This window comes from Rhizobium sp. YS-1r, assembly GCF_000757525.1.
Taxonomy (GTDB): domain Bacteria; phylum Pseudomonadota; class Alphaproteobacteria; order Rhizobiales; family Rhizobiaceae; genus Neorhizobium; species Neorhizobium petrolearium.
The window spans coordinates 42,033-62,383 of sequence record NZ_JPYQ01000022.1; the positions used below are offsets into that span (position 1 = coordinate 42,033).

Annotated in this window: 15 protein-coding genes and 1 pseudogene; 4 read left to right on the forward strand and 12 right to left on the reverse strand. The window is 60.3% G+C overall.

What is annotated here, in order from left to right; genetic code table 11:
• The first annotated feature begins 213 nt into the window (after nucleotides 1-213).
• Both JL39_RS15095 and fhuF read left to right on the forward strand, forming a co-directional pair.
• The gene (locus JL39_RS15095; protein WP_052182882.1) at nucleotides 214-2,298 is read left to right on the forward strand and encodes a TonB-dependent siderophore receptor; all 2,085 of its coding nucleotides are present in this window, start codon (nucleotides 214-216) and stop codon (nucleotides 2,296-2,298) included.
• Between the two features lie 4 nt (nucleotides 2,299-2,302).
• Entirely contained in the window at nucleotides 2,303-3,109 is an 807-nt protein-coding gene (gene fhuF / locus JL39_RS15100; protein ID WP_052182883.1) for a siderophore-iron reductase FhuF, read from the forward strand.
• A 25-nt stretch (nucleotides 3,110-3,134) separates the two neighbouring features.
• On the opposite strand, the pseudogene fhuB reads toward fhuF, so the two are convergent.
• The 12 genes and pseudogenes from fhuB to JL39_RS15160 form a co-directional block, all read right to left on the reverse strand.
• A pseudogene (gene fhuB, locus JL39_RS15105) lies at nucleotides 3,135-5,119 on the reverse strand (Fe(3+)-hydroxamate ABC transporter permease FhuB).
• Nucleotides 5,116-6,036: an ABC transporter substrate-binding protein gene (locus tag JL39_RS15110; protein WP_037152038.1), complete on the reverse strand. Its 921-nt coding sequence runs from the start codon at nucleotides 6,034-6,036 to the stop codon at nucleotides 5,116-5,118. Before JL39_RS15110 ends, fhuB begins: the two are co-directional and overlap by 4 nt.
• Nucleotides 6,026-6,775, reverse strand: a complete 750-nt coding sequence (locus JL39_RS15115; RefSeq protein WP_244446901.1) for an ATP-binding cassette domain-containing protein — start codon at nucleotides 6,773-6,775, stop codon at nucleotides 6,026-6,028. The genes JL39_RS15110 and JL39_RS15115 overlap by 11 nt, the downstream gene beginning before the upstream one ends.
• A 185-nt stretch (nucleotides 6,776-6,960) precedes the next feature.
• Nucleotides 6,961-8,592, reverse strand: coding sequence for an FGGY-family carbohydrate kinase (locus tag JL39_RS15120; RefSeq protein WP_037152043.1), 1,632 nt, complete (start codon nucleotides 8,590-8,592; stop codon nucleotides 6,961-6,963).
• A gap of 2 nt (nucleotides 8,593-8,594) precedes the next feature.
• Nucleotides 8,595-9,323: an SDR family oxidoreductase gene (locus JL39_RS15125; protein WP_037152045.1), complete on the reverse strand. Its 729-nt coding sequence runs from the start codon at nucleotides 9,321-9,323 to the stop codon at nucleotides 8,595-8,597.
• Nucleotides 9,324-9,420: 97 nt separating this feature from the next.
• Entirely contained in the window at nucleotides 9,421-10,482 is a 1,062-nt protein-coding gene (gene ugpC, locus JL39_RS15130; RefSeq protein ID WP_037152047.1) for a sn-glycerol-3-phosphate ABC transporter ATP-binding protein UgpC, read from the reverse strand.
• Nucleotides 10,483-10,522: 40 nt separating this feature from the next.
• A complete protein-coding gene (locus tag JL39_RS15135) occupies nucleotides 10,523-11,956 on the reverse strand; it encodes an FAD-dependent oxidoreductase (RefSeq protein WP_037152048.1) in 1,434 nt (477 codons plus the stop codon).
• 107 nt (nucleotides 11,957-12,063) lie between these two features.
• Nucleotides 12,064-13,356: an extracellular solute-binding protein gene (locus JL39_RS15140; protein ID WP_037152051.1), complete on the reverse strand. Its 1,293-nt coding sequence runs from the start codon at nucleotides 13,354-13,356 to the stop codon at nucleotides 12,064-12,066.
• Between the two features lie 25 nt (nucleotides 13,357-13,381).
• Nucleotides 13,382-14,215, reverse strand: coding sequence for a carbohydrate ABC transporter permease (locus JL39_RS15145; RefSeq protein WP_037152053.1), 834 nt, complete (start codon nucleotides 14,213-14,215; stop codon nucleotides 13,382-13,384).
• Entirely contained in the window at nucleotides 14,205-15,080 is an 876-nt protein-coding gene (locus JL39_RS15150) for a sugar ABC transporter permease (RefSeq protein WP_244446895.1), read from the reverse strand. The genes JL39_RS15145 and JL39_RS15150 overlap by 11 nt, the downstream gene beginning before the upstream one ends.
• A gap of 53 nt (nucleotides 15,081-15,133) precedes the next feature.
• Entirely contained in the window at nucleotides 15,134-16,228 is a 1,095-nt protein-coding gene (locus JL39_RS15155) for a LacI family DNA-binding transcriptional regulator (protein ID WP_081952854.1), read from the reverse strand.
• Between the two features lie 185 nt (nucleotides 16,229-16,413).
• The gene (locus JL39_RS15160) at nucleotides 16,414-17,817 is read right to left on the reverse strand and encodes a PLP-dependent aminotransferase family protein (RefSeq protein ID WP_037152057.1); all 1,404 of its coding nucleotides are present in this window, start codon (nucleotides 17,815-17,817) and stop codon (nucleotides 16,414-16,416) included.
• A gap of 119 nt (nucleotides 17,818-17,936) precedes the next feature.
• Between JL39_RS15160 and JL39_RS15165 the strand changes: the two genes are divergently transcribed.
• A complete protein-coding gene (locus JL39_RS15165) occupies nucleotides 17,937-18,800 on the forward strand; it encodes a DMT family transporter (protein ID WP_037152059.1) in 864 nt (287 codons plus the stop codon).
• A 260-nt stretch (nucleotides 18,801-19,060) separates the two neighbouring features.
• Nucleotides 19,061-19,999, forward strand: coding sequence for a polysaccharide lyase (locus JL39_RS15170; RefSeq protein ID WP_244446902.1), 939 nt, complete (start codon nucleotides 19,061-19,063; stop codon nucleotides 19,997-19,999).
• Nucleotides 20,000-20,351: the final 352 nt, after the last annotated feature.

The window sequence follows — 20,351 nt, forward strand, 5'->3', positions numbered from 1 at the left end:
GTCGCATCTATTTCAGAATTTTAAGTTGACTATTTTTGTTATGTTTATATTTTCCGGCGGCGCAGCATCGCTTTCGGGGACGAATTGAAAGCAACGCATAGCGCGGAATTGAAATGACACGACAGGAGATGCTTTGCCATGGAGGCCATCCGGCAGGCGGGATCACGCACGTCCTTGAGGTGCGCAAGTCGGCGTATTGCCGTAAGGCGGCTGATGGCAAGCAGCGCCCTGGTATTGTTTTCTTCCTCGACGCTGACGACGACGATTTTTGCGCAAGAGATATCGACCGAACTGCCGACGATCGTTTTGACCGGCAAGACGAGCCGCGCGGTAGGCCCCGACAGGACGATCGTCGCGAAGGACACGGCCACCGGCACCAAAACCGATACGCCCATCATCGACATTCCGGCTTCCGTTTCGGTCGTCACCGAAAAGGAACTCGAAGAACGCCATGTGGACAACCTGCAGCAGGCCATCGCCTATACCGCCGGCGTTTTCTCCGATGAGTTCGGCAACGACGACCGCTACGACTATATTCGCATCCGCGGCTTCGATCAGACGGCGCTCGGCACCTATCGCGACGGGCTCGCCGCCCGCATTCCCGCCTGGTACACGGCAAGCCGGCTCGAACCCTATGGCCTGCAGCGTGTGGAGGTGCTGAAGGGCTCGACCTCGACCCTGTTCGGCCTCAACGCCCCCGGTGGCCTCGTCAACGCTATCACCAAGCGTCCATTGGACGAAAAGCACGGAGAAATCTACACCTCCTACGGTGATGGTACCAAGGAGATCGGCACGGATTTCGGCGGCCCGATCGATGCTGAAGGCGTATGGACCTATCGTTTGACCGCGCTTGGAAAGGACGGAAACAATGGTTGGGATTATTCCAACGACGACCGCTTCTATATCGCGCCGGCCTTGACCATCAAGCCGGAAGAAGGCACGTCGCTCACCATCCTTGCCGATTACTACAAGCGCGATGGCACGGGTGCCCGTGGCTTTCCCACCGGCGCCGATATCGACATCGATACCTTTCTCGGAGAGCCGGACTTCAATCGCTTCAACACGCGTCAGACCGATATCGGCTATCAGTTCGAGCATGAAATCACCGACGGCCTGACGTTCCGGTCCAACGCCCGCTACACGCATCTCAGCCTGGATTACGCGGAAGTCTACGGGGCTTCTCTCGACCCGACAGCCGACCGCGCTGCTTTTTCCGTTGATGGCCTTTCGAACCGCTGGGCCTTCGACAATCAGCTTCAATACGACACAAGCTGGGACAATTTTGAATCGAAGACCCTGGTCGGCGTCGACTACACCAGCGACAACACGCGCGAAGACATCAAGTATGGCACTGCGGAACCGATCGATATCTACGACCCCGTCTATTGCGGGCTCTCGTGCATTGATCTCGATCCATATGTAAACTGGCGTGTCAAGCAGCAGGCGGTCGGCATCTATGCCCAGGAGCAACTGACTTTTGATGACCGCTGGGTCATTACGCTTGGTGGGCGCTGGGATCATGTGCATACCACGGCTGACTATGTCGACACCGGTACCAGGGACGACAATACAGCCAGCGCTTTCACCACCCGCGTCGGGCTCACCTATAAGTTCACGCCCAACCTTGCGGCCTATGCCAATTATTCGGAAAGCTTCCAGCCTTTGGTGACGCCGAGCGCGAACGGCTACGCGCTGAGTGGCTCTCTGAAGCCGCAGGAGGGTGAGCAGTATGAAATCGGCCTGAAATACCGTCCCGAAGACTTCGACGGCCTGTTCACGCTCGCGCTCTTCGACCTGACCCAGACGAATGTTCCGACCTATGTCAGCCCCTTGGTTCAGGAGCAGGTCGGCAAGATCGGTGTTCGCGGCATCGAGCTTGAAGGCAAGGCGGCGATCAACGACCGGCTGAACATGACGCTCGCCTATTCCTATTGGGACGCCGAGATTCGTGAGAACGCAGGTGCCAACGAGGGCAACCGACCGCAGCGCGTGCCCAAGCATCTCGCATCTGCCTGGCTTGACTACACCATTCCGGGGGACGGCCAGCGCGGTGACCTGACGATCGGCGGAGGCGTGCGTTACATCGGGGAGACCTATGGCGACGACGCCAACACGGTCAAGGTGCCGAGCTATACGGTCTTCGACGCCGCTGTAAGCTACAAGGTAACGGAGAACGTCAAGCTCTCGGTGAACGCGACCAATCTGTTCGACCGGAAATATGTGGCGAGCAGCTATTACGGGACCGAATATTACGGCGATCGTCGCAAGATCGTCGGTACGCTGAAATTCACATGGTGATCGCTTGATCTCTACCGCGTCCAGTCACGCCTCCCCGGAAAAGGGAGCGGAGCCGCCCGCATCAGACAATGCGGGCGGCTGTCGCGATCTCGGCGAGCTGTTGATACGGCGCGGCGGCGAGAAATACGCTTTCTGCAGGGGAAAGTTCGTCCTCGATGTGCCGGCCGGGTGCGAGACGGTGCCGTGTTCCGCGCTCTGCGAGGCCGATTGTTTCAACCGCATTGTCGATCGATACGGAGCTGCTTTCCCGAATGCGGACCGTCGCGCCGTCGTGTCGCTCTGGACGCTCTATTATTTCAGTACCCTGACCATCAACACCGCTCTCGCATGGCTGGAATTGCGGCGCCTCCTGCCGATCTCGCTTGATGAAACCTCGGTATGTCTCGATCGGGAAACAGGCGTGCCCATGGCCTTCCTTGTCCACAGTCTCGGCCAGCGGCGGGAACTCGGCATCCATGAAGCGATGCACCCCCTCCTGCGGCAGCATATCGAGCCTTTGGCCAGCGCGATCTCCGCCCACACGCGTATCAGCACCAAGCTGCTATGGGGAAATGCCGCCGGATATCTCGACTGGATCGTCGAGGAGGCGGGGCGCCAGAGCCGTCCGGCGCTGGCTGCGGAAGGAGCCCCCCTGTTTCAGGATGCGGTATTTCCCGACGGTGCGAAAAACCCTCTCTGCGGCACGCTCCGGGCCATGACCGACGAGAATGGCGTCGCGTTCAAGCGTCGCAAGGTGTGCTGCCTGCGTTACTGCCTGCCGGCGATCGGTGGTTGCGGCCAGACCTGCCCCCTGCCGGAAGGACGGCAGTAGGCGCGCTCTTGAGCGCTTCCGGTCTTCACTTCCGCCGCATTAAGAGCATCAGGAACGGTGCGCCGACGAGGGCCGACACCAGCCCCGCCGGAATCTGGTAGGGGAAGATGATCGTGCGGCCGAGCCAATCGGCGACGACCATCAGCCCGCCACCAAGCAGCGCCGCGCCAAGAATTTGCGGCCGTGCCCTCACGAGCCCGCATTCCCGCGCCAGATGCGGCCCCATCAGTCCTATGAAGCTCAACGGTCCCACGCAGAGCGTTGCCACCGCCGAGGCAAGCCCCGCAAGCGCGAAGAGAAACAGCCGTGAACGGGGGAGCGAAAGGCCCAGGCCGGCGGCGGGTGCAGGGCCGAGCGGTAGAATATCAAGCCAACGATGCACTGATGCCGCTGCTGTCACGAGCATGACGGCGCCGCCGCAACCGCAAAGGCGGTGGACGTTTCCACGCCATAGGTGGAGCCGCTCATCCAGCGCAAGAGAAACATGGCCCGGGGATCGCCCGTCGAGGACAGGACGCCCACCACGGCATCGACCATCGCGCTGAGCGCTATGCCCGCAAGCAGCACCCGTTCAGGCAGAAGCCCGCCGCGCAAAGAAAATCCGACGACAAGCCCCAGCACCGCGAGCGCGCCAGCCGCCGCCGAAGTGATCTGCAGGCCAAATCCCGGCGCGGCAACGATGAAGATCGTCACCGTCACGCCGATCGTGGCACCGGCGCCTATACCAAGCACTTCAGGGCTCGCCATCTCGTTTCCGGTCAGGCGTTGAAGGATCGTACCCGCTATTGCCAGCATGGCGCCCGCCGAAAGTGCCCCCAGAACCCGCGGAAACCGAAGGGGCAGAATGTCGATGTAAAGATCGGGGTGAAGAAGAGCCCAATCGCCGTCGGCCGTACGTCCCACAAGAAGCGCTGCAGCGACCAGCAGGGCAAGCCCTGCGATCGCCGCAAGTGTGAGGCCAGGGGATGCCTGGAGCCGCCTGCTGAATATCCTGCCTTGTTCAGGCATGACGCGGTGGCGCACTTTGAGCCGGTGCAGAAGCAGGAGGAGCAATGGAGAACCGAAAACCGCAGTCACCGCGCCGGTCGGGAGGAAGTCGGAAAATGCGCCGGCAAGATATTGGACGACGCCGTCGGCGAGCCACAGCAGCGCTGCCCCGATAAGAGCGGACCATAGGAGCACGGAACCGGCCCGGCGTGCGCCGGAAAGTCGCGCGATGATAGGCGCGACGAGGCCGATGAAGCCGATGACGCCGACGGCGCTCGTCACGAAGGCGGCGAGCGCGACAGCGACGACGATGGCAAGCAGCCGCAGTCGCGATGTGTCGACGCCGAGTGCGGTCGCACCCGCCTCCCCGAGCTCGACCAGCGCGAGCGGCCTGACGATCAGCCAGGCGAGAAGCCCGGCGATTGCCACCTTGGGCAACAGCGAAAGCGGGATGACCCAGCTTTGCTGTGAAAGCGAACCCGCGCCCCAGATGAAGAGGCTTGCCAGCCAACGGTCATTCAGCATGACAAGGACGGCCGAGAGCGCACCGCACCACAGACTGATGACCAGGCCCGACAGCACGAGCGAAAAGGGTGAGAAACCGCGTCTGGCTCCGAGCAGAAACACAAGTCCGGCCGCGATTGCGCTGCCGGCAAGCGCCACCAGATCCCGCCCGAAGCCCAGAAGATCCGGCACGTAAAGCGTCGCGAGCGCCAGCGAGAGGTTGGCCCCGGCCGAGACGCCGAGCGTCGTCGGTGAAGCCAGAGGATTGCGCAGCACCTGTTGGAACAGCGCGCCCGAAAGGCCAAGCGCCGCCCCCGCCAGAAGCGCCGTAGCCATCCGCGGCAGGGTCGAATACAGGAGCACGACTTGCCGGATATCGTAGCCGGGGGCCTGCTGGCCGATGGCAGCAAGTTCCGGCTCCAGCCGGAGGACGGCGAATGCGGCTGCAGCAAGGGCGATGATGATCGCGACGAGGAGCGGGCCGGCAAGGCGGCCGGGCGCGGCGGCATTCGCAGTCATGCCGTATTCTCCAGGTGTTCGGTCAGGAGACGCGCGAAACGCATTGCGTCGTTGACCATGCCGAACATCAGGGCACCGGGGATCACCGAGAAACGGCCTGGCTGCGATATTGGCAGCGCCTTCCATAGCGGGCTTTCGGCAAGCTTCGGCAGGACGTCGCCCGGTACGGGCTCGAAGGCGATCAGACGAGCACGCGGGTCGGTGACGCGTGCCAGATCCTCGATGCCGATGGTTTCGAACCCCCAGTAGTTTCCCTGGCCCTTCCAGGCGTTCTTGACGCCGATACGGGAAAGCACATTGTCATAGAGGCCGGGGGTTGCGTAGACCCGCGCATGGCGGGCGTCCAGGAAACCCATGAGGACAACCGGCGGGGCGCCGATCAGCGCCAGCCTTTTCCGGCAATCGTCGAAGAAGACGTCCGCCCGCGCGAGAAAGGCATCGCCTTCCGCCACCCGGTCGACGGCTTGTGCCAGCGCACGCGTGGCCGCATAGGCCTTGGACAGAACGGCGCCGCCGCTGGCATCGTAAATTTCAAGGCGAAGTACCTTGCCCATGGTTTCTAGCCTTGGCTTCAATGCGTCGAGATAAGGAGTGGTCAGAATCAGATCGGGCTTGAGCATCGCCAGGACTTCGAAATTGATTTCCCAACCATTGCCGAGATCGGCAACGCCCGCAGGGATTTCCGGTTCGATGACCCATTTGTCCCAATCTGCGAGGGAGACAATCGCAGTCGGTGTGATTCCGAGGTTCATCAGCGTGGATGCGAGGCCGTAATCCAGGCTTGCGACCTTTGGCACGGGCGCCGGGGATGCGGCGCGGGCCGGGGCGGCAAGACCGAACGGCGCCACTGCGGCCGCAGACAGAAGAGAGCGGCGGCTCAGGCCCTTGACCCGCATGTTTTCGGATTTAGCAGACATAAGCGAGCGGAATTCCGAGATGCGGATGCGGCATCACCTCCATCCTGACGCCATATATGCGTTCCAGCACCTCGCATCGAAGGATGTCGGCGGCGCGGCCCTCCGCCACGACGGCGCCGGCTTTCAAGGCGTAGATGCGGTCGCAGAAGCGTGCCGCCATGTTGATGTCGTGCAGCACGATTACGACGCTCAACCCCTTTTCCCGGGAAAGACGCTGGATGAGGCTGAGCAATTCGATCTGATGGGCGATGTCGAGGGCAGACGTCGGTTCGTCGAGCAAAAGGTATTCGGCATCCTGCGCCATCAGCATGGCGATCCAGGCGCGCTGACGTTCCCCGCCCGAAAGGGTCTCCACGAGCCGATCGGCAAAACTTTCGACATGGGTGAGCGCCAGCGCCTCTTCGACCTTTGCGCTGTCGCCTGCCGTGAAGCGGCCAAGCGCACCGTGCCAGGGATAACGTCCGCAGGCCACTAGTTCCCGGACCGTCATGCCGGGGGCCGCGGAAACCTCCTGTGGGAGATAGGCGACGGAGCGGGCGAAGGTGCGTTGGTCAAATTCGCTAAGTTTATGGCCTCCGAATCGGATCTCGCCCGACGACGGGATCATCTGACGGGCCAGCAGCTTGAGCAGCGTCGACTTTCCCGAGCCGTTGTGACCGACCAGGGCCGAGATCTCACCGGCGCCGAAAGCAATGTTCACGTTCTTGAGCAGATCGCGGTGTTCGACGGAAAAGGAGATCCCCGAGAGGCTGAATGCCTTGGCTGCCCCGCTCGTCTGCTCGACCTCTGCTTTCAAAGAATACACGACAGCGCCCCATGCCTTGGGAGAAGGGATAGGTGGGCCAATAAATTAACATGACACTTTTAGTCAATAATATTTTGCAAGATAATCGAATGAGCGAGCGGGCGAGCTCTCAGTCAGCGCTAGCTCTTCGGGATAACTGGTCGGATCTGTCTGCCGGCCGCTTGAAGAAGTCCAAAGGCCAGGTATCGATGAGTGTGCAATTCGCGGGTTGCGCCTCCTTGGGGGTCATATTGCTTCGACAGGCGCGACATCACTCCCATGGCCTCAGTCAGTGATTGATATCTGCCGGCAGCGACAGCCCCAAGCATTGCAGCCCCCAGCAGAACCGGCTCTTCGCTGTCAGCAATGGCCACAGGCAGATTGGTGGTGTCCGCCAGTACCTGTCGCACGAGATTGCTTTGGGCCGCGCCGCCGCTCGCGACGATCGTGTCGGGCACGATGCCGTTCTGGGACAGTTTTTCCAGGAGTTGCCGGAGACCATAGCCGATACCGCAAAGTCCTGCGACGTAGAGGGAGATCAGACTGCGAATGTCGGCGTCCAATCCCAGACCGGCAATGATCGCCCGCGCGTCGGGGTCAGCATGTGGCGACCGGTTGCCCATGAACTCGGGCACGACGTGTATCGAGCCCGCAAGCTCCACGGAACGCGAAAGGTCCGGGCACAACCTCGTGACTTCTCGATCGAGCCAGGCAACCAGTGAAAGGCCGGCGGCCTCCGCCTTCACACGCGCCTCCCCGGAGGCTGGATGCATTGTGGCAAGATGATCGAGGGCCGCGCCCGCTGCCGATTGGCCGCCTTCGGTCAGCCACAGCCCGGGGACCATTGACGAATGATAGGGACCCCAGACGCCGTCGACGAATACCGGATCGTTGCTGGATACCATCGAGCATGCGGAGGTCCCGAAAATATAGGCCAGCCTGTTGCGGACATCTGTGCTGCCGCGCGCGTCCCTGCCGCCCAGCGTCCCGATGCCACCCGCATGTGCGTCGATGAGGCCTGCACCGACAGCTATTCCTGCAGGCAGGCCAAGATCGACCGCTGCCTTTTCCGTCAGACCGTTTGCCAGGGGCGTTCCGGGATCGACGATATCGGTGCCGATCCGCTTAAAGCCCTCATCTGCAAGCTCCTCGACGCCGATGGCTCGAAAATACTGCGCATCCCATCGCTTCTCGTGCGCCAGATAAGTCCATTTGCAGGTGACCGTGCAGGCCGAGCGTGCAAGCGATCCCGTCGCGCGCCAGCTCAGATAGTCGGCGAGATCGAAAAAATGCCCTGCACCGGCGAACGAGCCGGGCAGGTTACGCTTCAGCCAGAGAAGCTTCGGTGTTTCCATTTCCGGCGAGATACGCCCGCCGACATATCGCAAAACCTCGTGTGCCCCGCTGTTGATTTCAGAGGCTTCGCCAGCGGCGCGGTGATCCATCCAGACGATGACATTGCGTTGAGCATCACCCGACGGGCCGGCCGCGACCGGTGCACCGTCAGGGGCTACGACAACCAGCGAGCAGGTCGCGTCGAAGCCGATTCCAGCAACGGCCGAGGGCGGGATTCCGGCGGCACTGACGGCTTCCCGCGCGCTTTCACAGACCGCTTGCCATATCTGTTCGCTGGATTGTTCGACGATATTGCCGGCCTCATGCCAGATGGTAATCGCGCGCTTTGCCGAGGCCTTCAGATTGCCATTCTCATCGAACAGGCCGGCGCGGGCGCTGCCTGTTCCCACATCTATGCCGACGAAAAAACGGGACATGGTCAGAGATCCGTGCTGAGTGGGAGGATTACCAGATCGCGAATGGTGATGTTGCGGGGCCGGGTCAGCATGAACATGACTGCTTCGGCCACTTCGGTCGCTTCCATCAATCCGCCCGCGGCAATTGCCTCATCGAGCTTCGCCTGAGGCCAATCGCTGATCAACGCCGTGATGACCGGTCCAGGCGCCACGGCTCCAACGCGAATACCATGCCTGGCCACTTGGCGTCGTACCGTGTGAACGAACGCCTGCACCGCGTGCTTGGATGCCGTATAAATCGGTTCCCAGACGACAGGCACCAGACCGGCGATCGAGCTGGTCATGATGATATCGCCGGTCTTCTGCTCCACCATATGGGGCAACACCGCCTGTACGGACCGGAAAGCGGCGTTGATGTTGAGATTGAGCATACGATCCCAGGCATCGGGATCGCCATTGACGACCTCACCGCCGATATAGGCGCCGGCATTGGCATGAAAGATATCGAGCTTTCCGAACCGTTCCAGGATTTGAGGCATCATCGTGGATACGCTGGACGGGTCGGTCAGATCGATCGTCAGAGGAAAGGCGTTCGGCCCCAATTCGGAGCTCAACTTTTCCAGAGTCTCTCCGGCCCTGTCGACGAGAACGACGCTTACGCCTTCGCGCAACAGGGAACGGGCGCATTCGAGGCCGATGCCCGAGGCAGCGCCGGTAACCGCTGCAACCTTTCCAGAAAGTTCCTGTCTCATGCTATTCCTTGCTTCGATTTACGTCAGGCAATGCCGGTCACAGATTGGATCGATCTTCGGGGCTGACGATGGTTGGCTAGATCAGTCCATCCGACGATCACGCAAACAGATGCGCGGCAGAGGGATTGAAGAGAAACTCGGCGTTGTCGTCGAACGCCAGTTCCATATCGACAGGGATCGAGGCGACCACCCGCTCGTTCGCGCGGGTCTCGATCGCAACGATCGTCTCTGTACCCAGACGCTCGATCAGCACGATCTTTCCACAGATGCCTCCCTCACCGTCAGCCGCCCTGCCGGGTTTCAGATACTGCGGCCTGATCCCGAGCCAGGCGCTGTCGCCGCTGTCGAACCCTTTGCCACGCACCGGAATGGGCGAGATCTCCTCGGACGCTACGGTTGCGGTGCCTCCGTGGGCAGCCTGCACCTTTACCGCAAGGAAATTCATCTTCGGCGCGCCGATGAAGCCTGCGACGAATTTGTTTGCGGGATTCTTGTAAAGTTCCATCGGTGAACCGACCTGCTGGACCAGACCTCCGTCGAGAACCACGATCTTGTCCGCGAGCGTCATCGCCTCGACCTGATCATGGGTGACGTAGATCATCGTGGCACCGAGATCGCGATGCAGCTTGGCAAGCTCCATGCGCATGTCCACCCGAAGCGCTGCGTCGAGATTCGAAAGCGGTTCATCGAAGAGAAAGACTGCGGGCTTGCGTACGATTGCCCGGCCGATTGCCACGCGCTGCCTCTGGCCGCCGGACAACTGGCTGGGTTTGCGGTCGAGCAGGTGCTCCATTTTCAGAATTCGGGCAGCTTCCCGCACCCGGGCATCCAGCTCGGCTTTCGGTGTCTTGTTCAGGGAGAGGCCGAAACCCATGTTCTCGTGCACAGTCATATGCGGATAGAGTGCATATGACTGGAAGACCATGGCGATCCCGCGTTCACGCGGCGGAATGTCGTTGCAAAGCCGACCGCCTATATAAAGATCACCGCCCGATATGTCCTCGAGTCCCGCTATCATCCGCAGAAGAGTGGATTTGCCGCAACCGGACGGTCCGACAAAAACCACGAATTCACCGTCCTCGATCTCAAGATCGACACCCTTGATGATGTTGACGGAACCAAAATTTTTCCTGAGCCCGGCCAGGCGCAAACTTGCCATGCTTCCTCACTTCCTTCGCATTCTGCGTCGAGCCACGACGTTAAGCGTCTTCCAGCTCGCGCGCCCGTTCGGTGCTGTCCTTGGTGCGCAGATAGGCACCTTTGGTGATCAACTGACGCCGGAGCTCCTTCACATCGATATCCGCCGGTGCGCGATTGCCGCGGACGGAAATCTTTGCCGCGCGGCCGGCCGCCTCGCCCATTGCCATGCAGGTGGCCATGACGCGGATCGCACCCATTGCCTCGTGGGTGGTGGAGATTGCCCGGCCGGCAACGATCAGGTTGTTCACCTTCGTCGGGATCAAGGAACGATAGGGGATGTCGTAGCAGTCGCCGCACCAGATGAGCGTGCAGCCGTCATCGGCAGGGCGGTGAATGTCGATGGGGTAGCTCGCCACCGCAATCGCATCATCGAAGTGGCGGCAGGCGAGCACGTCTTCCTGTGTCATAACATATTCGCCGATGATACGGCGCGTCTCGCGAATACCGAGGAATGGTGCCGTCTTCGTGAAATAGGCGTTCTCGAAGCCTGGCACGTAATTGATGAGGTAGGTGACGATGTCGTCAATCTGCCCGCGGGCCTCGATCTCACCCATCGTCAGGCTCGCCGCCTCGGTTCCGTCGACGCCCTTGACACGGGTCATGTTGATCCAGACCTCGCCAGCTTTGAGGCCCGTGATGATGATCGTGCGTTCATTGGGGATCTTGAGTCCCATTTCCGTCTGCGCCCTGGCAATCAGCTCGCGCAGGCCGACGATGATGAACTGGTTGTTCTGGCCGAAATATTCTGCCGGGATGAAATCGGTCAGATAAGTGCGCGCCTGTGGCGGCTGGTTGGCGATGCTGAGGCGCAGCTTCTCGGTATCGACGCCGGCGAGGCAGAACATCAATGTAGGGGGTTGCATACCGCCATGGGCATTGCCCTTTTCACAAGGCACGCCTGCGCGGTAGGCGACATCGGCGTCCCCCGTGCAATCGATGACCACCTTGCCGAGGATCGCGCCACGGCCGCTCTTGCTCTCGGTGATGACACCGCGGATCGTATCGCCGTCCATGATCACGCCAGCGCAGAAGGTGTAAAACAGCACTTCGACGCCGGCTTCCGTCAGCATTTCGAGCGCGACGGTCTTGACTGCCTCCGGCTCGACGAGGGTGATGCCCATATGCAACGGGCAGGGCCGGTGCTCGCTTGCGGCGTTACGAAGCTTCAGCCGGTCGATGAATTTCTGCGGCAGGCCTTCGATGATCTGGTTACCCTTTTGACCGAGGAAGCCGAGTACCGGCAGACCGATCGTCATGTTGCCGCCGACGAAGCTGCGGCTTTCGATCAATCCGACCCTCAGTCCGTCTTCGGCAGCAGCAAGCGCAGACGTCAGGCCGGACGGCCCGCCGCCTATGACGAGCACGTCATATTCGGCCATGACGGGTGTTGCCCGGGCCGGCTCCTGGATTGATCGAATGGTAGTGTTCGGCATTTTCCTGGTCTCTTTCGTGGGAGTGGACCCGAAGGTCCGTGTCATTCGTGCGGTTCCGGCGATATCGCCCGTCCGGGCGTAGAACGCCCGGACGGTGTTTAGAAACTTCAGGCCTGCATGAGCGGTTTCACGCGCGTGGCGATGGAGGCGACCGCCTCCTTGATCTCCTTGCGGCCGAGGACGGCGAGTTGCACCTCTTCGAGAAAGATCGATTGGGCGCGCGCCGCTTCCGGGAAAGGCGGGAAGGCGCCGCGGGCATTCTTCAAAACCTCGGCCTCGACGGCGGCAACCGGATTATTCACGAAGGACTGGTCCGCATAGGTCGAGACGCGAACCGGGCCGTTGCCGTTCCTGGCCATGCCGAGCGTCACGCGCTTGCTGGAGACTTCCTTGATGAACTTCCAGGATAATTCTTTGTCCTTGGAATTCGCCGGGATGACCATGCCCCAGGCCTCGACGATAGAAGACATCGGCACCTTGCCCTTGAGATCGCTCGAAATCGGGAACTCGATCGCCTTGATCTTGCCTGGGAACTTGCTCTGTTCCTTGTTGTTCAATTGCGCATTTCGGGCGAAGGGCAGCACCGTAAAGGCGGCCCGCCCCTGCTGCAGCCAGGTTACCTGGTCGTCGTTCTTGGTAGTCGCATAGCTGCGTGGCAGGGCACCGCTCTCGAACATCTTTCGCAGAACCGTCAGGCCCTTTTCCATCGCTTCCGGGTTCGGCAGCAACTCGAATTTCGCGTTGATGAAATCACCGCCGAAAGCACGTGCGAACATGACCGGGAAGACGGCGAGATCGCTCGCGAGCACCATACCCGCAACCGGTGTGCCGGCCTTGGAGGTAAAGGTGAGCCTCTGGGCCTGTTCAACCAGTTCCTCCAGCGTGGTCGGCGGCGCGCTGATGCCCTGCTCTTCCAGAAGCGCCTCGTTGTAGAATAAGCCCTGGGTCGCGTGGCGGACCGGAATGCCGATCAGCTTGCCATCAACAGTCATGCCTTGGACGAGACCTGGAGCGATGTCGCCGAAGTCCTCGATCGCATCCTTCTCCAGGTAGCTGTCGAGAGGCTCGAACATGGCCGCGATCTGCTTGGTCGGCCGGTTGTCGACGATATAGCCGACATTGAAGTCGGTAGTATTGAGGCTCGCCTCGCGGAAGAGGCGATCCTGCAACGGGTTGGAGTCGAATGTCGTCCAGACGATGTCCGCATCATTGCCGGAACGCCAATCCTTAAGGAGATCGCCGTCGCCGGAGCCGAGCACGGTCTGGTGCACCTTGTGGCTCAGGACGTTGAGCGTCTTGCCGGCGGCAAAGGATGGCCCGGCGGCTAACATGGCCGCTCCGCCCAGCGCGGTTCCGAGAAACCCGCGACGTGTAATGTTCGTGAATACCTTGTCTGACATGATTTTCCTCCCTTTCAGACAGTGATCAGCCTTTGGTCGCGCCGGCAGTCAGGCCGGCCACCAGATAGCGGTTCATGAAGATGACGAAGAGCAGAACGGGGATGAGCTGAACGGTGGATGCGGCAAACAGCACGCCCCAGTCGACCCCGTCGATCGATCCGATCATTTCGGAGATTACCAGCGGTGCGGTCTTGGCTCGCGTCGCGGTGAAGATGAAGGCGAACAGGAATTCGTTCCAGGCGAACACGACGACGAAGACAGCCACCGCCAGGATGCCCGGTGCAGCAAGCGGCACAATGACCCGCCGAAGGATCGTGAGACGCCCCGCGCCATCGATCTGCGCCGCCTCGTCCAGTTCGCGCGGGATCTGGTCGATGAACGTGCGCATCAGCACCGTGCCGAGCGACACGAAGAAGGTCGCGTAGAGCACCATCAGGACGATATGCGTATCGTTCAAGCCGATTGCGTTGATGATCGGGAAGAGCGGCAATGTCACGACGATCGGTGGGATGAGGCGCACGATGATCAGGAACATCACGCTCGCATTCAGCATCCGGCTGCTGTAGCGCGAATAGACATACCCGGCCGCCGTGCTGGTGGTGATTGCGAGAACGGTAGCACCTGCCGTGATGATGGTGCTGTTTAGAAGTCCGCCGAAGAACACGCCCCAGCCGTTCCAGAGTTGGACATAGTGCTGGATGGTCGGAGAGAAGACAAATTTCGGCGGCACCGCGAAAATGTCCTGTCCCGGCTTGAAGGACGACATGAGGATGAAGGCGATCGGGAAGAGCGACCAAACGAGAATCACCGCGACTGCGACCGTTTTTCCGAGGCCGATGGCGAGCTTATCAGTGCGCATTGCCGGCCACCTGCTTGCGAAGAAGGAACACATAACCGGTCGCAAGAAGCAGCGATGCGAGCACCATGATCCAGGCGGTGGCGGCTGCCGTACCGAAAGCGTTGAAGCTGAAAGCCTCCTGGTAGAGGTAGACCGCGACCACTTCGGTCGAACGGGCCGGTCCGCCCTGGGTCATCAGCCAGACTTCCGAAAAAATGCGGAAGGCGAAGATGTAGCGGAAGAGCAGCGCCACCACGATTGCCGGACCGAGAAGCGGCATCGTCACTCTGCGGAAGGCATCGAAGGCCGTGGCGCCATCGATGCGCGCAGCCTCGTAAAGATCCTTCGGGATCGCTAGACGCGCCGCATAAAGGATGATGAAGGTAAAGGGCAGGTGCAGCCAGATCGTCAGGAGACCGATCATAATGAGCGCATGCGACGGCTCGAAGGACCAGTCGAGCATCGGCAGACCGAGCCAGGTCAGCATGGCCGTGACCGGACCGACGTCGGGGTCGAAGAGGAAGCGCCACATGGCAACCGCGATGACTTCGCTCACGGCATAAGGCGCCAGCACAGCGACAAGCAGGACGCGCCGGAAGGGCAGGCCGCTTGCAAAAAGCAGTGCCATTCCAAGCCCGAGCGCCAGTTCCAGATGCACGGCGAAGATGACGATCAAGACCGTATTGCCAAGCGCCAGCAGAAAGGCCGGATCGGTGAGCACCCTGATGTAGTTATCGAGCCCTACGAAGGTCGCCGACTGCCCGAAGCTGGACGCGTTCAGGCTCAGCCACACGACATAGAGCGACGGAATGACGATGACGCTGAGGATCAGTATCTGTACCGGCGCGAGGAATGGCAGCGCTTCGGTAATCTTGTTCAGACGCAAAAAAGTCCCTCCCATGCGGACATTTCAGTGCGGCGCGCACTCTCCTCACGCGCCTAATGGATGCTGTTCGGCCGCTCCTTCGCGGCATTTCCGGCCGGCGGCTCGCCGGTCCCCTGAGCCGTTTCACCATCTGCCGGCTGCATCAGTCGGCGGGTCGAATCCCGAACCTGCAGGCTGGTGTGCAGAATACTCGGCGTCGGTTCGGAGACGTCTCCCTCCATGCGCAGCAGCAGCCGCTCCCATGCAACGCGGGCAATGTCGTCCACCGGCTGGCGGATCGCGGTCAGTGCCGTCTTGCGGGCGCTCATCCAGGTGTAGTCGTCGAAGCCGATGATCGAGACCTGATCGGGAATATCGATCTTCTGCCGGGCAAGTGCGGTCAGAACAGCAAGCGTCGTGACGTTCGTGAGCGCAAAGACCGCTGACGGCAGCGGATGTCGCTCGAGCCAATGGGCGAAGAGTTCGGCGCCGCGCTCGGCATTCGAACCCAGCGCGACCGCCTCCGGCTCCCTGCCGATCAGCTTCTGCACGATGGAAACGGCGCCACGGACGCGTTCGCGGATCGGCGCGACATCCAGATCTGATGCCGCCAGCACGATGTCGGAATGACCCATCTCGACCAGATAGCGACCGGCGATCTCGCCCGCCTCGAAATTGTCGATCGTCACCGTGTCGGCGACGGCTTCCTGCGCGATTACGCGGTCGACCAGCACGATCGGCAAATGCACTACTTCGCGGACGAGAATATCCGGCACCGTATCCGAGCACGGCACAGCAATAATGCCCGAAGGCCGCCAGCCGAGCAGTGTGTGCAGCCGTGACTCCTCCAACTGCCGGTCATCACGCGAGCTTGCAACAATGACATCATAGCCGTCCTTCAGAGCCATCACCTCGATGCGCGAGATGAGCGAGGTGAAGAAGGTATCATCGAGATCCGGCACCAGCACGCCGACAACCCTGGCCTTTCCGGATTTTAGCTGCGAGGCCGCCCTGTCGATTTGGAAGGAAAGTTCCTTTGCCGCCTTTTCGACCCTCTCGCGCAAATCATCATTCACCGGCTTGCGGCCGCTGAAGACGTTCGAGACGGTGGCAATCGAGACCCTCGCCCGTTCCGCGACTTCCTTCAATGTTGCTCGTCTGCGCGTCACCGAATCCTCGATGTTAAACGTTTAACTGTGAAACGTTTAACAGGTTTTCAGTATTACGCAAGGGGGCATTGGCATTACCTGAGCGGCATTGACCTATGGAGCCGCATGAGGCGTCGGCCGCACCCACTTCATTCATCCGGGGCGGAAAGGGTTCGCTGACGTTGGCGGTGAGACAGGCTGACAATTTATTGACCAGCTTTCCGCAGCACATCTTCAAGGATTCGATGAACGCGCGGATCCAGTGTATGGGCGACGTTGAAGCGCATGAAACGGCCGGCACTTTGCGATACGCTGAACACGTTGCCGGGGGCCAGGATAACGTTCTCGGCAAGTGCGATTTGTGCGATCTGCGTAGAATCCAGGCCATCTGGAAGTTGACACCAAAGATAGAAACCGCCCCGCGGTGAAAGCCAGGGCTTGATGCCGAGCCGGTGCAGTTTATCCACGGCCTCACGGCGCGCCCGGACGAGCTTCTGCCGCAGCTCTTCCATATGCTTGCGATAGCTGCCGCCTCCCAGAACATGAGCAATCAGTTCGGTACAGATCGGACTGGGCCCCCCGAAGTTGGTGGCGACCTGCAGATCCAGGAGTCCCTCGATCCAATCGGGGCGAGATGCAATGTATCCGCAGCGTATCGAAGCCGACAACGTCTTGGAGAAACTGCCGATGCGGATGACGCGGTTCAATCCGTCCAGCGCCGCCAACCGTGATGACGGTTCCGGCTCGAAATCGGCGAAGATGTCGTCCTCTATGATCGTCGTTTCATGGCGCGCCGCAGCGTTCAGCAGACGATGGGCGATCTGGGGCGAAAGCGTCGCGCCCGTTGGGTTGTGAAGCGCGGAATTGGTGATATAGACCCGCGGCCGTTCGGCGCTTAGCAGAGTTTCGAATGCCGTAACGTCGGGGCCCGATGGCGTGTAAGGCGCGCCGATGATCTTCACCTGATGGGCTTTCAGCAGTGCCTGGAAATTGAAGTAGCAGGGGTCGTCGATCATGACGGTGTCGCCTGGACGAAGCAGGAAGCGACAGATCAGGTCAAGCGCCTGCGTTCCCGTACTTGTCAGCATCAATTGATCCGGCGTGGCTTGGATACCTTCCACTGCAAAACGGGCCAGCAGGAGATGCCGCAGCTGCAGGGAGCCACGTGTTCTGCCGTAATACGCAAGGAGATCGTCGTCGCTTCGCGCCAGGCTTCGGATGGCCCGCCTTAGCGCCTCATTCGGCATCCAGTCAGCAGGAAGCCAGCCGCAACCGGGTTTCAACACCGTGGCATCGGAATCAAGCGACTGCCGCGAAACCCAGAATGGGTCGACGGCCCTTGTCTGCGGCGATTCCGTCTCGGCCAGCTTCAGGGGCGGCAAAGCACTGTTGGAGACATAAAAACCGGAGCCTCGTTGGGCCCGGATCAGTCCTACCGCAGCAAGACGATCATAGGCTTCGACCACAGTGGAAGGTGACACGCCCATGGCGGCTGCAAAACCTCGGATCGAAGGAAGGCGGTCCCCCGGCGCAAGAGTGCGGGCGGCAATCTTGGTTCGTATTGCTGTCATGACATGCGATGTCCGGTTTCCCGCGTGATTGCGCGGCATGGTCTGCCTCCAACAATTGTATTGTCTTACATGCTGATACAGTTATTCGAAATTGTACTGATCTGTATCTGTTTCCGCCAGTGTTTCGCGCGTATCAGACGGGGCGAAGGTGAGGTGCCATGAAAACGTCCATGGAAGGCTGGGGCAGCGGGCTCCTCGGTGTCATCATATTCAGCGGGTCACTCCCGGCGACGCGCGTCGCGGTGTCGGATTTTTCTCCGATGTTCCTGACATCGGCTCGAGCGGTAATTGCCGCAATGTTTGGAGCAGCGCTCCTTTTTTTACTTCGTCAGTCCCGGCCGGCCGTTGGCGATCTCCTGTCGCTCGCGGTGGTCGCGATTGGCGTCGTCATCGGTTTTCCGCTGCTGACGGCACTGGCGTTGCAATACATCACGTCAGCCCATTCGATCGTATTCATTGGCCTTCTGCCTCTTGCGACCGCCATCTTCGGAGTCCTGCGAGGCGGGGAGCATCCCAATCCGCTCTTCTGGCTGTTCTCAGGACTGGGCAGCGCCATAGTGACCGGTTTCGCTCTGACATTTGACGGAGAGGCATCGATCACAGGTGACCTGTTGATGTTCGCTGCGATTGTCGTCTGCGGGCTCGGCTATGCCGAGGGTGCGAAACTTTCGCGGACTTTGGGGGGATGGCAGGTAATTTCCTGGGCCTTGATCCTCGCGCTGCCGCTTATGGCGGCATTTGCCCTGACGACTCTTCCGAATACCTGGCAAGGCATCGGGATCGCTTCGTGGATTGGGCTCGCCTATGTGTCCATCTTCAGCATGCTCGTCGGCTTTGTGTTCTGGTATCGCGGTCTCGCACTGGGAGGCATTGCGGCTGTGGGGCAGTTGCAACTGCTTCAACCGTTCTTCGGCCTGCTGTTGGCCTTCGGTCTTCTGCATGAAGAGGTGAGCGCCATGATGGTCGTCGCCACGCTTGCCACTGTTTTATGCGTTGCCGGCGCTCGCAAATTCTCTCGCTGAGATCAACGGCTCCTCTCCCGTTCATGCAGAATGCACCAGAGCCGGACATCGTCCAAGATCGCACACACTTTCAATATGTCTCCGGGGCTGCTGTCCGGCCGGAGATTTCTCGTCGAACGCCCCCTTCTGAGCCCCATTTCACATCACAATCCAGTGTTTCATCTTGCTTTTTGAAGGGGCTTGCTCAAATAAATTGCGACGATGGAGCAGGGTGGGGTTTCATGGCCGAGCATCTTCGAGGAATGTTGATCGCAGCATCGATGCTAATCTTTTGCCTGGGTTCCCCGGCAGCCCAGGCTAAGGACTCGGCTTCGCGGATATTGCACGACGGGTTCGACTCGTCAGGTTTTACCGAGGAAGGCGGCCTCTACTATCGGGAAAACAGCGAACAGGCCGCTGGTACGGCTGAATTTCAAACCAAGGTCAGGCGGAGTGGCTCTGGTGCACTGAAGTTGAGCGTCCGTTCCCTGTGCCCGGCCAGCGATCCAGGCTGTAGCGAGCGGGCAGAGATTTGGGAAAGGACGCCGTTGCGCGTCCCTTATGAGATTCCCGTTTGGTATGGGTTTGCGGTCAAATTTGCAGACCCTATTCCAGCAGATGACCACCGCTATCTTATCGCCCAATGGAAGAGGGAAATCGGACCGAAGGCACAGGGCGATTTCAGCCCGTATCTGGCGTTCCGCTTCAGTGGCGGCAAGATTTTCGTAACCGTTGAAACGAATTACCACCCGGACCTCGTGAGCTCACCGCAGAACGGGGTATGCCCCGATGGCGCGACGCCCGTGTGGCTTCGGCCCGAAACAAATCAAATGCGCGCACTTGTGGTACGACCGCCGGATTGGAAAGCGGCCGATGCGGATCGGTTCACGAGTTGCACGGAGAAAATCTCAGTTACCGAGCGAGGCAACGCCATACCGGAGCCCGCTTCAGGCTGGATTTATTTCGCGGTGCTCTCCAAACCGGGACCCAAAGGCACCGGTCATCTTGAGGTTTTTGCCAACGGCAAATGGATCGTTTCGGTAAAAGGTGCGATTGGCCATTCCGATGGAGGCCTCGGAAATAACCAATATTTCAAATTCGGCCCGTATCGCGATGGCGCTCCTGACGTCTGGTCGCTTTACTATGACGATTTCATTCGCTCACCGAATTGCGAAGATGTTTTGAAGCAAGCGGAATACTGCCGGATAGTCAATCGTTAGCCGATTTCGGACCATGTTCATCGGGGCGGTGGGTGCGACCTGCCTATGGCCGTCGCCGCCTGACTTCAGGCAGAAGTGTGGTGCTTTTCTGATAAATCGGACAGTTCCTTGCCATATGGGGCTGGTGCTGATCCTTTTACCCGGCTGTGCCTGTCAATTGAATCTCCGATCCAGTCTTCGGATGCCGGGCCACGTCGATCGATGATCGGGGCAAGGCGAGGCCGAAGCGTTGAGGAAATCCAAAAAATGTCGCGTCTGTGAATCCAATTGATGGAACCCTGAGGCTCGCATACTATATTAGATTCGAGGAATTGACTGGGGGAGCCGCCACAAACACGTGAATGGGGTTTTC

Excerpts from the sequence above, each read along its gene's own strand:
- JL39_RS15095 (WP_052182882.1), top strand. The coding sequence starts at position 214 with ATGGCAAGCAGCGCCCTGGTATTGTTTTCTTCCTCGACGCTGACGACG.
- JL39_RS15110 (WP_037152038.1), bottom strand. The coding sequence starts at position 6,036 with ATGTCTGCTAAATCCGAAAACATGCGGGTCAAGGGCCTGAGCCGCCGC.
- JL39_RS15120 (WP_037152043.1), bottom strand. The coding sequence starts at position 8,592 with ATGTCCCGTTTTTTCGTCGGCATAGATGTGGGAACAGGCAGCGCCCGC.
- JL39_RS15125 (WP_037152045.1), bottom strand. The coding sequence starts at position 9,323 with ATGAGACAGGAACTTTCTGGAAAGGTTGCAGCGGTTACCGGCGCTGCC.
- ugpC (WP_037152047.1), bottom strand. The coding sequence starts at position 10,482 with ATGGCAAGTTTGCGCCTGGCCGGGCTCAGGAAAAATTTTGGTTCCGTC.
- JL39_RS15135 (WP_037152048.1), bottom strand. The coding sequence starts at position 11,956 with ATGCCGAACACTACCATTCGATCAATCCAGGAGCCGGCCCGGGCAACA.
- JL39_RS15140 (WP_037152051.1), bottom strand. The coding sequence starts at position 13,356 with ATGTCAGACAAGGTATTCACGAACATTACACGTCGCGGGTTTCTCGGA.
- JL39_RS15145 (WP_037152053.1), bottom strand. The coding sequence starts at position 14,215 with ATGCGCACTGATAAGCTCGCCATCGGCCTCGGAAAAACGGTCGCAGTC.
- JL39_RS15160 (WP_037152057.1), bottom strand. The coding sequence starts at position 17,817 with ATGCCGCGCAATCACGCGGGAAACCGGACATCGCATGTCATGACAGCA.
- JL39_RS15165 (WP_037152059.1), top strand. The coding sequence starts at position 17,937 with ATGAAAACGTCCATGGAAGGCTGGGGCAGCGGGCTCCTCGGTGTCATC.
- JL39_RS15170 (WP_244446902.1), top strand. The coding sequence starts at position 19,061 with ATGCTAATCTTTTGCCTGGGTTCCCCGGCAGCCCAGGCTAAGGACTCG.